This window comes from Paraburkholderia sp. RL17-337-BIB-A (assembly GCF_046025895.1).
Lineage (GTDB): Bacteria > Pseudomonadota > Gammaproteobacteria > Burkholderiales > Burkholderiaceae > Paraburkholderia > Paraburkholderia fungorum_C.
Genome location: NZ_JARESY010000003.1, coordinates 1,276,687 through 1,288,719, shown reverse-complemented (window position 1 = coordinate 1,288,719; position 12,033 = coordinate 1,276,687). Strand labels below are relative to the sequence as shown.

Here is a 12,033-nt window from a genome sequence, read left to right as displayed (position 1 = left end):
GCCGCCCGCCTCGTTTGAGGGGAAGCGGCGGCTGCTCCCCATACCGGGTACTTTGAAATCATCGTTTGAAATTGCCGGGTCGCGCTTACGCTAAACGATTGCCGCCCGTCACCCATACACTTTGCCGGTGACGAAGCTCGCTTCATGGCCCAGCAGCACATGAACCGGCACGAGTTCGGCCGGTTGGCCGGGTTGCCTGATCGGCGGCTCCAAACCGAATTTCTCGATCTTGTTCTGCGGCTGCCAGGCTTTGCGGTGATTGCCACCAGCGCGGACGCGTAATCGAGCCATTCAACGATATGGTTACCCGCCGTCTTCGCCATGTCATTTGTGCAATGTTTCTCGCAGCGACCGGATGTCATTTGCGGTGACTGGCTGTGCATCGTTGCCCCATGAAGCGCGGATCCACGAAAGCACCGAGGCCATCTGTGCGTTCGTCAGCGTTTGCGCGAAGCCCGGCATGGCCTGGCGCGGCGGCCCGTCGACGGTTGCGGGGCTGCTGCCGCCTTCCACGAGCAGGCGAATCAGCGATGTCGTGTCCTCGGTGATCACGGCCGGATTACCCGCAAGCCGCGGAAACACGTTGGGCACGCCTGCGCCCCCGGCGCCGTGACACTGCGCGCAAAACGACACGTACACGCGCGCACCGACCGATTGCGGCGAGTCGATGTGATTGCCATTGCGAGTTGCCAGATCCGGCAGCGCGCCAGGATCGTAGCGTCCAGACGGTTTCTGTGCCGGCAATGACTTCAGATAGTGCGCTATGGCGAGCGCGTCGCTGTCGGTCAGATACTGTGTGCTGTCTTCGACCTGCTCGACCATCGTCCCGAACGCGCTCACGCCTGCGCCGTGCCCCGTCTTCAGAAACGCGGCGACGTCCTGTTCGCCGATCCGTCCAAGTCCTGCGCCCGGATCGCCGGTAAGGTTGGGCGCGAACCAGTTGTCGTTGATACGGCCCGTCAGATACGTGGAAGAAGATTCGTCATAGCCACGTTCCTGAAAGCCTGCGCCGCGAGGCGTATGGCATGCGCCGCAATGGCCTGGCCCCTGGACGAGAAAGGCACCTCGATTCCATTGAGCGTCGTGTCCAGCTTTCGGCTCATACGGCCTGGTCGGAGCGAATGCGCTTTGCCAGAAATAGAGCACCCAGCGTTGATTGAACGGAAATGGTACTTTGGTAGGCGGCGCGGCCTGTGCCACCGGCTTTACGCCGTGCATGAAGTACGCGTAAAGCGCGCGCATGTCGGCGGTCGACATTTTCGAAAACGATGTGTACGGCATGGCCGGATAGAGCCGCTTATTTCCGGGCGAGACACCAAGACGAATCGAGCGATCGAAATCGTCGAAGCTGTATGCGCCAATGCCGTAGCGTCGATCCGGCGTAATGTTGCTGCTCATGATGGTGCCGAACGGCGACGTGAGCCCGAGTCCCCCGGCATACGCGGGCCCGCCGACAGCTGTGTGGCATCCTGCGCAATCGGCGGCTTTCGCGAGGTATTCGCCGCGCGCGACGAGTTGAGCGTCCGCCGTGTTTAGCGTTTGGCTATATATCGCCGGCGAAAATCCGGTGCAAAGGGCCGCCGCACTAGCCAGCACGGTCAACTTCGCGCCTATCATGACGTACCGTCCTCGCGCGGAGCCAGAGCGTTTTCATTGAACGTCACGGGCGCGCGATGCATCAGCCAGCGAGCGCCGGTCGCGATCGCCGCGATCAGATAAGCGAGACCGCCTGGCACCCACATAACGAGGCCGCCCAGTTGCTGATCCTGAAGCGGATCGAAACCGAGCGCCGACGTAGGTTCGATATATGCCGGATACCAGAGCCCTGGCGCCAGCGTCAACAGCGCGCCGAGCGCGCCGGTGTGCGCCATGGTCGTGAAGAGCAGCAACATCGCGTAGCCACTCTGTTCGCGCCGTGCACCATCGCCGAAAACCGCCCACCAGAACAGTAGCGCACTCAGTAGAAAGCTACCGTGCTGAAGCGTGTGAATTGAGGGCGAGGCCAAGGCCGCCTCGAAGAGACGCGGCATGTGCCATGCCCAGAGCGCGGCCGCATGCAGCAGCCACGCGACGAGCGGCGCGCACAGTGCCCGCCAGAGCCTATGCAAGGGTGGAGAGCGAACCGCGGCGACGATTACATGCCGTGCGCGGCCGGGAAATGCCCAAAGCCACACAGCGAGCGGACGTCCTAGCACAAGAAGCGGAGCGGCAACGATCATCATCAATTCGTGCTGCACCATATGCGCGGAGAAGAGGGCAGCGCTCAATGCATCGAGCGGCGAATCGAGCGCGGCAACCAGGGTGAGCCATCCTATTACGAAGGCGGCCAGTTGACGAGTGCGAATCCCGAGCCCGCGTTTGCTGCGTGCGCACAGGCGCCGATAGCCGGCGACATACAGGCCGAGACTCACGAGCAGCAGTGCCACAATCCAAGGCTCGAACGTCCAGCGCAGCACGTTGGGGGCGCCTCGTCCTGCTGCGCTCAGCACATGTGCCTGCACGCAGACGGGTTCGAAGGCCGCGCAGAGCGCGAGCAGACAGGTCGCCGCGAGGCTCATTGCACGCAGGGGGAGAGCAGCCATTGTGGTATCCACATTGCGACGAGTGCGAGAGTCGAGATCATGCCGACCCAGGTTGCCGCGCACGCCAGCATCGCGGGCCGTGCCGGCAAGGCGGGCGCGCTCGCCGGCGCGACCACGGCGGCTTCGCGCCAGCGCTGCCAGGCGAGCAGCGTCGCGAGCATCGAAAACAGCAGGGCGGTGCCGGTCACGCTGCCCAGCGGCAGCAGCGTGCGCCATGCGCAGGCTGGCGCGACCAGTGCATAGTCGGCACTCAGCGCGCTCAGAACGGCCGAGGGCGCACCAAGCAGCGCGAGCCAGGTTCGCATGGCGACCTCCATTACAGGCGTGGAGCGAGATAGATCACCGCGTAGATCGGCAACCAGCTCAGTACGACGAAGTACCAGTACAGCGCATTCTCGCTCACGTCGACAAACCGTTTTCCTTCAAAAGGGCCCGTGAACAACAGGACCGCAAGGACGGCGGTATCCACGGTGTCGGTGATGAGGTGGGTCGTGTGCAGGCCGAGCAGGAGCCAAACCACGGACCCGTAGGCGTTGGTGTACCAGTTCACGTTCAGCGCGGCGAATTCGAAGCCGCGCAGTACGAGAAATATGAAGGCGAATAACAGGCAGACCGAGAGCCATAACCGTGAGCGGGCGCGATCTTCGCGGTCGGCAGCGCGTTTGGCGAGCTGATTCGGCCACATGCTTAAGAGCAGCACCGCAGTGTTTGCGCTGCCCCACAGGAGCGCGGGCGGCGCAGCATTCAGCGGCCAGTTCGTGGTCAGGCTGCGCAGATAGAAATACATCATTGCGGCAATGGCGAATACCGTGCCTTCGATCAACATCAGACATACAGTGCTCCACCACATCAGGCTACGATGACCAAAGCCGAAGCTCGGCAAGTGACGCACGTCCAGCGTCAACGCGGAGGTCACGCCTTTGTGACTGCCGGGATCGTCCGGCGTGACTTTGCGGACTTCCGTCATGGCCGTTTCTCCAGTTGAACGGCGCGCCGGTTCCCACCGCGATTCGGCCAGAACCAGCCGATCATCGCGATGGCGACCGGCACCGATCCCCATACGACCGCCCACGGCGAGAAGATCGAGCCGACGAACAACACGGTGGTCGCCACCGCGCTGATGAACGGCCAGATCGACGGAGACGGAAAGAGCAGCCGCAGATCGGGCAGCGCGTCCAGCGCGGTGGTTGAGAGCACTTCCCGCGAGTCCGCTGCGAGTCCGCTGACGCAGCCCGGCTGTGCACCGGATTCCCATAGCGGATCGCGTCCGTGCACGACGGGTAGCGCATCGAAATTATGCGGCGGTGGCGGACTGGACGTGCTCCACTCCAGCGTGCCGGCGCCCCAGGGATCTGCGCCCGCGAGTTCGCCATGCCTATAGCTTCGGGTTGCATTGACCAGGAAAATCAGTACGCTCGCACCGATCGTGTAGGCGCCGATCGTGGCGGTGAGATTCATGTTGTCCCAGCCCATGCCGTGAGGATAGGTCCATACCCGTCGCGGCATGCCGTGCAGACCGAGCAGATGCATGGGAAAGAACGTCACATTGAAACCGATAAAGAAAAGCCAGAACTGCAAACGCCCGAGTGTTTCACTCATCAGACGGCCGGTCGCCTTGGGAAACCAGTAGTAGAACGCGCCGAACAGGGGAAAGACGGCGCCGCCCAGGAGCACGTAATGCAAATGCGCGACAACAAAGTAGGTGTCGTGAACCTGAAGATCGAGCGAGACTGAACTCAGCATGACGCCTGTCATGCCGCCGAGCACCAGAATAAAAAAGAACCCCAGTGCGAACCACAGAGGCGTCTTCAGATTGAGGCGGCCGGTCCAGAGTGTCGCGAGCCAGCAAAAAATCTGCACGCCTGACGGAATGGCGATCATCAGACTCGCCGCGGTAAAGAAGCTTTTGCCGAGCTCGGGAATGCTCGTCGCGAACATGTGATGCACCCACAGGCCGAACGCGAAAAATGCTGTCGTGATCAGCGCAAGAACCATCGCCGGATAACCGAAAATCGGACGACGCGCGAAAGTCGGAATGATCGACGAAAGGAATCCCAATGGCGGGATAAAGATCAGGTACACCTCGGGGTGTCCGAAGAACCAGAAAAGGTGCTGCCATAACAGCACGTCGCCACCGCGGGCCGCGTTATAAAAGTGCGTGCCGACCAGTCTGTCGAGAATCAGCGCCGTGCTGCCGACCATCACCGCGGGCATGGCGAACAACACCATGAACTGCGTGACGAGCGTGGCCCATACGAATAACGGCATGCGATTGAGCGACATGCGCGGCGCGCGCAGTTTGAAGATCGTCGTAATGAGTACGACCGCTTCCAGCAGAGAAGACAGTTCGGTGAAGGTAATCATCTGCGCCCAGATGTCGACGCCTTTGCCCGTTGAATAGTCGGGACCGGCTAGCGGCACATAGCTGAACCAGCCAGCGTCAGGACCCGCGCCGAGCACGAACGCCACATATAGCGTGAGCCCGCCGAACAGAAAAACCCAGTACGCGTACGCGTTCATTCGCGGGAATGCGACGCTGCGCGAGCCGATCATCAGCGGCACGAGCCATGTGGCGACGGCTTGCATGATCGGCACGGCGAACAGGAACATCATCGTCGTGCCGTGAATCGTGAAGAGCTGGTTGTAGAGTTCTGGTCCGATGAGCCGATTGCCGGGGCGTGCAAGTTGCAGCCGCATCGCTAGCGCGAGTAACCCACCCAGCAGAAAAAAGACGAAGGTCGTAATGATGAAGCGCCACGCCACTGTCTTGTGATTCACCGCGGAAAGCCGGCCGATCCATCCGGGCGGATCGCTCCACGTGCGCGCGAGCGCTTCCACACTCCGAGGTCCGGCCGCGGGACCGTCCACCAGATGTGGTGATGTATCGTCCGAAGCAGATTGACGGTCGCTCATTGAAGGGTTCCGATCCACGCGGCGAGCGCTTCGAGTTCCTGTCGCGATAATGGGCTCGCGGGCATCGTCGTGCCCGGCTTCATGCTTCCCGGTGCTTTGATCCAGGCCTCCAGGTTGGCAGTGTTGTTCGCGAACGTGCCGGCCGCGAGCATCGGCCGGCTCATGACGTGCGTGAGATCTGGGCCGAGCGCGCCGTGGGCGGACGTGCCTCGCACTGTATGGCATCCGGCGCAGCCACCGGTGGTGAAGATGCGCTCGCCTTGCGCCTGAAGGTCATTTGTGGGCTGCGGCGCCGGCATCTGCTGGTGCGCGACCCACGCCTGATATTGCGCTGGCGACTCGGCGACGACTGAGAAGGCCATCAGCGCATGTTCGAGCCCGCAGAATTCCGCGCATTGTCCACGATACGTGCCGGGACGGTCGGCGCGGAATTCGATCGTCGACTCGCGGCCCGGGATCATGTCCTTCTTTCCATGCAGATTCGGCACCCAGAAGGTGTGGATCACATCGTCCGCCCTGAGTGAAACGACGACGGGCCGTCCTACCGGCACATGGACCTCGTTCGACACGGCGAAGCCGCCGCCGGCGGTGTCGTCGGCATAGCGGGTTTCCCACCACCATTGGTGGCCTGTCATCTCGAGATGAACCGCGTTGGCGACCGGCAGGCGCGACAGGGCGCGGTCGGTCATAACGTCAGTGAGGAGAAGGCCAAATAGCACGACCACGGACGCCACCGACGCACCGCCCACGACGCGACGCAGCCGGTTTTCGGGCCGATCGAGCGAGGTCAGGTCCGGGCGGTCGTCATGGTTTGTGCGCGGAGCCCGCATGACGGCGAGCAGCAAGACAATCAGAACTGCCGCGAAGACCAGCGAGCAGACGGCAAGCGTGATCGTCCAAAGTGTAAAGATATGGGCGGCCTGCACGCCGGCCGGATGGAGCACGTTCTGGCTGGGCTCGGCGCATACGCGCGCGGCAACGCCGCCGGGCACCAGCGGGGCAAAGGTTTGCCAAAGCCGACGAACCAACGCCTTGTTCGGTGTTCGTCCCGGCTGTGCCCGGTATGCTCGGCCTGTATGCATGTTCTCAGCGGTGTAGACGTCTCGGGGAGTCCTCTGCGACGTGGCAGCAAGCTATGTACCTGCGCACGGGGACGGCACATCGGGCGAGACCGGCCCCAGGTCCCGCGATTTCGGTCCGGATGATCAGATAAGCACCGCCGCTGCCCTATCCTGGCGTCCTCACGATGCACCGTCCCGGGACTGTCGTCAGAAAACTTTTCAACCAGGAAGCGGAAGTGACCTTTCTGGTTGTGCAAGCCTGGCGCAGCACTGAAGTGTTTCCGCCGATTCGTCCTTGGTTCTAGCAGCCGGGGCTACGTCTCCCGTGTTTCCCGAGCGTGGACAGGCAGCCCGTGCCCGATGGGGGGTAGCCCACCGATCTTTTCCGCCAGCATTCTTTCATAGACGCCGAAATGCAGATCGACTTCCTCCTGCGTGACCACCGTCACAAAGATGCGGACCTGTTCCGGCAGCAATCCAAGCACGACTGCGATCGCGGATTCGAGTTTGGGGGACGCACAGTCGGTCGTCCGCGAACGTCGTGCCAATCGAGAGCTCGTATGTTTTCTCTTCGCGCACCGCCGCATCCACCAGGCGGGCCCGGGCGCTCATATTGTTTTCGATGGCAAGGTGCATCACGTCGACCGCCGTGCGCATGCCCTCGGTCGGAAAACCTCGCGGCGAGCGCAGACGTACGCGATGCCTGCCGAGCGTGAGCCAGTCTGAATCGAATTCCATGAGTGTCCTCCGGCGGGAACAGATCTGCGCGGAGAGTAAGGTGCGTGAGCGGATTTTCAAGAGGTTAAAAAAAAATTTCTGCACCCTTGAAATCTACGCGCCAACGTCTATCTTTCATTTCGCTCAGGCAGCCGCGCGAATTCAGCATCGTGCGTTGCGTGTTTCGATTTGTTTGCCCGCAGTGGGGTAGACGGACTGGAGCGCGTAGGCCCGTCCGTCTCCTCGCCGCATTTTTCCCAGAGGAAACGACCATGAGTGATCTCTACTTCACGTCCGACCTGTTCAGCCAGTTCGATCGTCTGCATCAGCAGATGGCGACGCTGTTCAGCGGCCACCCTTCCAGTATCCGGACCGACCGCCTGTCGGCCTTCCCGCAGATCAACGTCGGGACGACCGATGACACCATCGAGATCGTCGCCTTCGCGCCGGGCATCGACCCAAAGCAACTGGAAGTCTCCATCGACAAGGGCCTGCTTACGATCGCCGGCGAACGGGCCGCGGCGACGCGCGAGGTCGACGAAGCCACGCGTCATTACGCGCGGGAACGTTTCAGCGGGCAATTCCGCCGGGTGACCGAGCTTCCCCAGCATGCTGATCCTGACCGGGTGGAGGCCCGTTATCTCAACGGCTGCCTGAGCATCAGCATCGGAAAGCGCGAGTCGTCGAAACCTCGTGCGATTACCGTCCAGTAACACAGTCCACGGAGAGGAGCCAATCATGAGCGATACAAACCAACTTACGCGCCGGGAGTCCAAAGTGGCAAGCGCTGCAGTGCCGGACCGTGCGGAAAAACGCCTGACGCTGAATCCGGCCGTCGACGTCATCGAGGACGCACACGGCGTAACCCTATGGGCCGATCTGCCGGGCGTGGCACGGGAGAGCCTCGAGATCAGGGTGCAGGACGGCAATCTGCGGATCGACGCATCCGCCAGCGTGCCGACCCGGGAAGGGCTGCGGCTGCAGCACGCTGAAGTGCGTGTGCCGGACTTCGCACGCTCGTTTACGCTTGGACCGGAGTTTGATACTTCAAAGATCGAAGCAAATCTCAAGGACGGTGTACTGAAGCTGCTGATCCCACGCCGCGAAGAGGCGCGGCCGCGGCGGATTGAGGTCGCCGTTGGCTAGGAGCCCGGCAAGCGGGGGCGAGCAAGTAACCTTGATGCTGCGCCCCCGCCGTGAGCCCTGAGTGCGGCATCCTTATCAGGCTGCCGACGCCTTCGCATTGCCCGCCTTTTCTGCAAACTCGGAAAGCTTGAGGTCAGTTGCCTTTTCCTCCTCAAGGGTCGCCTGGAGCAGCTTCACCCCTTCAGTGAATCCAAGCTGCTTGCCGATCGCACACAGACTGCCATAGGCCGCGATCTCGTAGTGTTCGACCTTCTGGGCTGCGGCTACGAGCCCCGCGTCCAGAACCGGGCCCTTTTCGATTTCGTCGATCAGCTCCGCTCCCTCCTCGATAAGTCCTTCCATGGCAACGCACTTCATTCGCTTCAGGCGGATGCCGCAGACGTCCACTACCTGATCGATGCGCTCGACCTGCCCCTGCGTCTCCTCCAGGTGCGTTTTGAACGCGTCGCTCAGCTTGGGATCGGACGCTGCGCGCGACAGCTTCGCCAGTGCCCTGGTGAGCTGCTTTTCCGCGCTATAGATATCCGACAGCATATGGACAAAAAGATCGTCGACTGTCTTGCGTTGGGCCATGATGGACTCCCTGAGGGTGTAGGAAGCCTCGATTTCGCAACGGGTGTGCCCGGTCAAGGCGTGACGCGCGACGGAAGCCGCCACGTTCCCCGCATGTCTCCTGTCGCCTGCGCCCGGGTACGTCTCTAAAGTCCGGCGGAGCCTGCATTTGTTGGGGCAGTTCACCGGATCGAGGTCCCGCAGCCGTAACAATGTTTCGCAGCGTAGACATCCCATGAATCCAACTGCGATTGACGGAACGAAAATCTATAATTGACACCAACGACCTACGACCAGGGAGTCCTGCATGAACACAGCGACGTTTGAGGAGCGCATCCGGGCCAAAGCATATGAGCTCTGGCAGGAGGACGGCAGCATGGAAGGATGTGCGGACGAGTACTGGCGGAAAGCGAGAACTCTTGTCGAAGCCGAACTCGCGGATGAATAGCGTATGCGGGGAGGCGCTGATGGTGCGGCGGATGGGAAGGGGGCGGACAAGGAGCAGGGCAGCGCGGCGGACGACGGCTAAGTCGCCGCGAAAACCTGAGAACCGCCGGGCGCCGTCAGGCAGCACTCCTGCGAGCGCAACGGCGCGGGCGGTCCCGCTGCCTGGTTAGACGGCGCCCCGGACCGCCCCCGACCGAAAAGACGAGCGATCAACAGGAGGATCACCGCCCCGATCAGGGCAGTTATCAGCGAGCCGACTATCCCGCTACCGAGATGGAGCCCAGGAGCGCCGCCCACCCAATCGCCGAGAAACGCGCCGACGACCCGACGATGATGTCAACGACGATGCCAAATCCGCCCCATCGACGATACGACCAGCAAGCGCGCCGGCGACGCCACCGATTACAAGCCAGAAAATAATTCCATGCGATGTGGGTTCCATGTGCTTCTCCGGTTTTCCATGCGGCCGTTACTGGGCGACGCCTTTCTTCGACGCCAGTTGCTGGGCCATCTGGTAGTGCTCCTTGATCGTTGGCAAGGCTTTCTGCGCTGCCTTTTTCAGATCGACATTCTGGCCCTCTGAAGCCTCTTTTTCGAAAGCCGCGATAGCCTGCTGATGCCCCTCGAGGCCAACCTTCGCTATGTAGGCTTTGTCAAAGTCTGCACCCTTAAGCGTCTTGAGAGACTCGAGCACCGCGGTATCGGAATTGTCTTTCGGCACCGCGACGCCATGAGGTGCTGCCATTTTCAGTTGAACGGTCAGCTTCGTATGATCGAGCATCATGTGATGCGCGAAGGACTTCACATCCTTGTCACTGGAGTTGCTGGTCGCGAGTTTCGACGCATCGATTTCGGTCGATGACGACATGGACGCAGCCTGTACGAAGTCCTTATCGACCTGTGCCAAGGGGTTGGCCGCAGTCGTCAAGGCGGCCTGCGTCTGCGCAGTCGCCGCTGCCGACGCGAAGGTGAGTCCCGCGCTAAGCGCGCCGATCATTGTCAAATTTTTCACGCTGTTTTTCATTTTTTCTTCCCTGGTCAAGTAGTGTGTTTGCCGGCTCAACTATCACGTGTGGGGCATGCCGTCTGACACGCCAACGCAAAGCACCTGCCAAGCCTGCGCGATGGAAAAAAGACGGCTCGCGCGAGCGAGCCGCGTGCAACCCCACTGTCCCTTTGCGCTGCGGACGCCTAGCAACGCGCAAGGCGCATGCCGCACGAACGGCACGGGCAGATTTCACGCAGCGCGGCGGATCAGTTCGCTCTCATAGGCGGTCCGGCATCGAACGGTGCTTACGAAGGAACAAGGAAGTCGGGTTACTCGCGGACCTCAATCTTCAGGCACGACGCATGCGCCGCCCACGATCGCAGGCCTATTACCGTTGCGTTCCTGCGCGCACTTTCCGCCGGAGCGATCGCTCTGAGACTGGGGCACGGGACATTCCGCGCATGCGTTCGTCATCGCCCCCAGCTTGATTTCCAACGAGACATTCCCGTGGATGTATTACCCGCAAGCGGGGACTTGCGTCTGCGGAACCCACATTACTTTTTGGAGAGATGCGATGTTTGTTCACAACAAGCGACTGCAGTACACCGTCCGCGTGGCCGCACCGAACCCCGGCCTTGCGAACCTGCTGCTCGAACAGTTTGGCGGGCCGCAGGGCGAGCTGGCCGCCGCGTGCAGATATTTCACCCAGGCGGTAAGCGAGGACGACCCCGGCCGGCGCGACATGCTGTTCGATATCGCGACCGAAGAACTCAGTCACCTGGAGATCATCGGCTCCATTGTCGCCATGCTTAACAAGAGCGCGAAGGGGCAACTGGCAGAAGGCGTCGAAAAGGAAGCGGAGCTCTATCGCTCGCTGACCGGAGGCGGAAACGACTCCCACACGACCGCATTGCTTTATGGCGGGGGTCCCGCGCTGACGAACTCGGCGGGCGGGCCTTGGACTGCGGCGTACATCGACACTATCGGTGAGCCGACGGCTGACCTGAGATCGAACATCGCCGCGGAAGCCCGCGCGAAGATCGTATACGAGCGGTTGATCAACGTGACCGATGACCCCGGTATCAAGGAAGCGCTCGGCTTTCTGATGACCCGCGAAATTGCGCATCAAAAATCTTTTGAAAAGGCCCTTCACTCGATCCAGCCGAATTTTCCGCAAGGGAAATTGCCAGGCGTTCCTGAATTTACAAACGTTTATTACAACATGTCCGACGGCGACGACGCGCCGCGCGGTCCATGGAACGAAGGGCCTGGTTGGGACTTCGTCGAGCAGCCCCAGCCTGCGGTCGACGGCGGTGACGGGCTCGCGACCGTCCAGTTCTCGAAGAAAGACGTCGAGGTGCTGAGCGCAATGGCATCGCGTACGGCCTCTGCAACCGACACAGATCCGGTCACCGGCGCTGACCTTGGCGCCGGGCAGGATGCGGCAGTCACGAAGTAAGGTTGCCAGAGCTTCAATTGGAGCCGCCGATGGCCTTTCGTCGGCAATGACAAGCCCAGCCTGATGAGGACCCGGTATCTCGGCAAGCTATCGGCAACATCGACATTCAGCCGCTCCTCGATTGCAGTGACGTTCACCGCTGCATCGGGCGCAGTATATGGCGGGCCG

At 61.6% G+C, this 12,033-nt stretch carries 13 protein-coding genes and 2 pseudogenes; 4 read left to right on the top strand and 11 right to left on the bottom strand.

Translation table 11 applies throughout. From position 1 onward, the window contains the following. Positions 1-108: 108 nt before the first annotated feature. From P0D84_RS44265 to P0D84_RS44230, 8 genes and pseudogenes are all read right to left on the bottom strand, one after another. Positions 109-291 carry a hypothetical protein gene (locus tag P0D84_RS44265; RefSeq protein WP_408349314.1) on the bottom strand — a complete coding sequence of 61 codons (183 nt, stop codon included), beginning with the start codon at positions 289-291 and terminating at the stop codon, positions 109-111. 33 nt (positions 292-324) lie between these two features. After that, positions 325-1,617 (bottom strand): cytochrome c, encoded by a 1,293-nt coding sequence (locus tag P0D84_RS44260; protein WP_408349311.1) that lies wholly within the window; start codon positions 1,615-1,617, stop codon positions 325-327. Next, the gene (locus P0D84_RS44255) at positions 1,614-2,582 is read right to left on the bottom strand and encodes a cytochrome c oxidase assembly protein (RefSeq protein WP_408349308.1); all 969 of its coding nucleotides are present in this window, start codon (positions 2,580-2,582) and stop codon (positions 1,614-1,616) included. The genes P0D84_RS44260 and P0D84_RS44255 overlap by 4 nt, the downstream gene beginning before the upstream one ends. Further along, entirely contained in the window at positions 2,555-2,887 is a 333-nt protein-coding gene (locus P0D84_RS44250) for a hypothetical protein (RefSeq protein ID WP_408349305.1), read from the bottom strand. The genes P0D84_RS44255 and P0D84_RS44250 overlap by 28 nt, the downstream gene beginning before the upstream one ends. Before the next feature lie 11 nt (positions 2,888-2,898). After that, the gene (locus P0D84_RS44245; RefSeq protein ID WP_408349302.1) at positions 2,899-3,549 is read right to left on the bottom strand and encodes a cytochrome c oxidase subunit 3; all 651 of its coding nucleotides are present in this window, start codon (positions 3,547-3,549) and stop codon (positions 2,899-2,901) included. Further along, on the bottom strand, positions 3,546-5,495 hold the full coding sequence (ctaD, locus tag P0D84_RS44240) for a cytochrome c oxidase subunit I (protein WP_408349299.1): 1,950 nt from the start codon (positions 5,493-5,495) through the stop codon (positions 3,546-3,548). Before ctaD ends, P0D84_RS44245 begins: the two co-directional genes overlap by 4 nt. Then, positions 5,492-6,523 (bottom strand): cytochrome c oxidase subunit II, encoded by a 1,032-nt coding sequence (gene coxB, locus P0D84_RS44235; protein ID WP_408349296.1) that lies wholly within the window; start codon positions 6,521-6,523, stop codon positions 5,492-5,494. The genes ctaD and coxB overlap by 4 nt, the downstream gene beginning before the upstream one ends. Before the next feature lie 347 nt (positions 6,524-6,870). Further along, positions 6,871-7,294: pseudogene (locus P0D84_RS44230) on the bottom strand (hypothetical protein). Between the two features lie 251 nt (positions 7,295-7,545). Here P0D84_RS44230 and P0D84_RS44225 point away from each other — a divergent pair. Beyond that, positions 7,546-7,986 carry an Hsp20/alpha crystallin family protein gene (locus P0D84_RS44225; RefSeq protein ID WP_408349294.1) on the top strand — a complete coding sequence of 147 codons (441 nt, stop codon included), beginning with the start codon at positions 7,546-7,548 and terminating at the stop codon, positions 7,984-7,986. Between the two features lie 25 nt (positions 7,987-8,011). Next, positions 8,012-8,419: an Hsp20/alpha crystallin family protein gene (locus tag P0D84_RS44220; RefSeq protein WP_408349291.1), complete on the top strand. Its 408-nt coding sequence runs from the start codon at positions 8,012-8,014 to the stop codon at positions 8,417-8,419. A 75-nt stretch (positions 8,420-8,494) separates the two neighbouring features. On the opposite strand, the gene P0D84_RS44215 is transcribed toward P0D84_RS44220, so the two are convergent. Beyond that, positions 8,495-8,992 (bottom strand): YciE/YciF ferroxidase family protein, encoded by a 498-nt coding sequence (locus P0D84_RS44215; RefSeq protein ID WP_408349288.1) that lies wholly within the window; start codon positions 8,990-8,992, stop codon positions 8,495-8,497. A gap of 286 nt (positions 8,993-9,278) precedes the next feature. On the opposite strand from P0D84_RS44215, the gene P0D84_RS44210 reads away from it, so the two are divergent. Beyond that, on the top strand, positions 9,279-9,419 hold the full coding sequence (locus P0D84_RS44210) for a DUF2934 domain-containing protein (RefSeq protein WP_408349285.1): 141 nt from the start codon (positions 9,279-9,281) through the stop codon (positions 9,417-9,419). Between the two features lie 188 nt (positions 9,420-9,607). Here P0D84_RS44210 and P0D84_RS44205 read toward each other — a convergent pair. Together P0D84_RS44205 and P0D84_RS44200 are read right to left on the bottom strand one after the other, a co-directional pair. Further along, positions 9,608-9,860 (bottom strand): annotated as a pseudogene (locus P0D84_RS44205) (GlsB/YeaQ/YmgE family stress response membrane protein); the annotation flags it as partial. Between the two features lie 27 nt (positions 9,861-9,887). Then, positions 9,888-10,415 carry a DUF4142 domain-containing protein gene (locus tag P0D84_RS44200; protein ID WP_408349852.1) on the bottom strand — a complete coding sequence of 176 codons (528 nt, stop codon included), beginning with the start codon at positions 10,413-10,415 and terminating at the stop codon, positions 9,888-9,890. Between the two features lie 565 nt (positions 10,416-10,980). On the opposite strand from P0D84_RS44200, the gene P0D84_RS44195 reads away from it, so the two are divergent. Next, positions 10,981-11,865, top strand: a complete 885-nt coding sequence (locus tag P0D84_RS44195) for a manganese catalase family protein (RefSeq protein WP_408349849.1) — start codon at positions 10,981-10,983, stop codon at positions 11,863-11,865. The last annotated feature ends 168 nt before the right edge of the window (positions 11,866-12,033 follow it).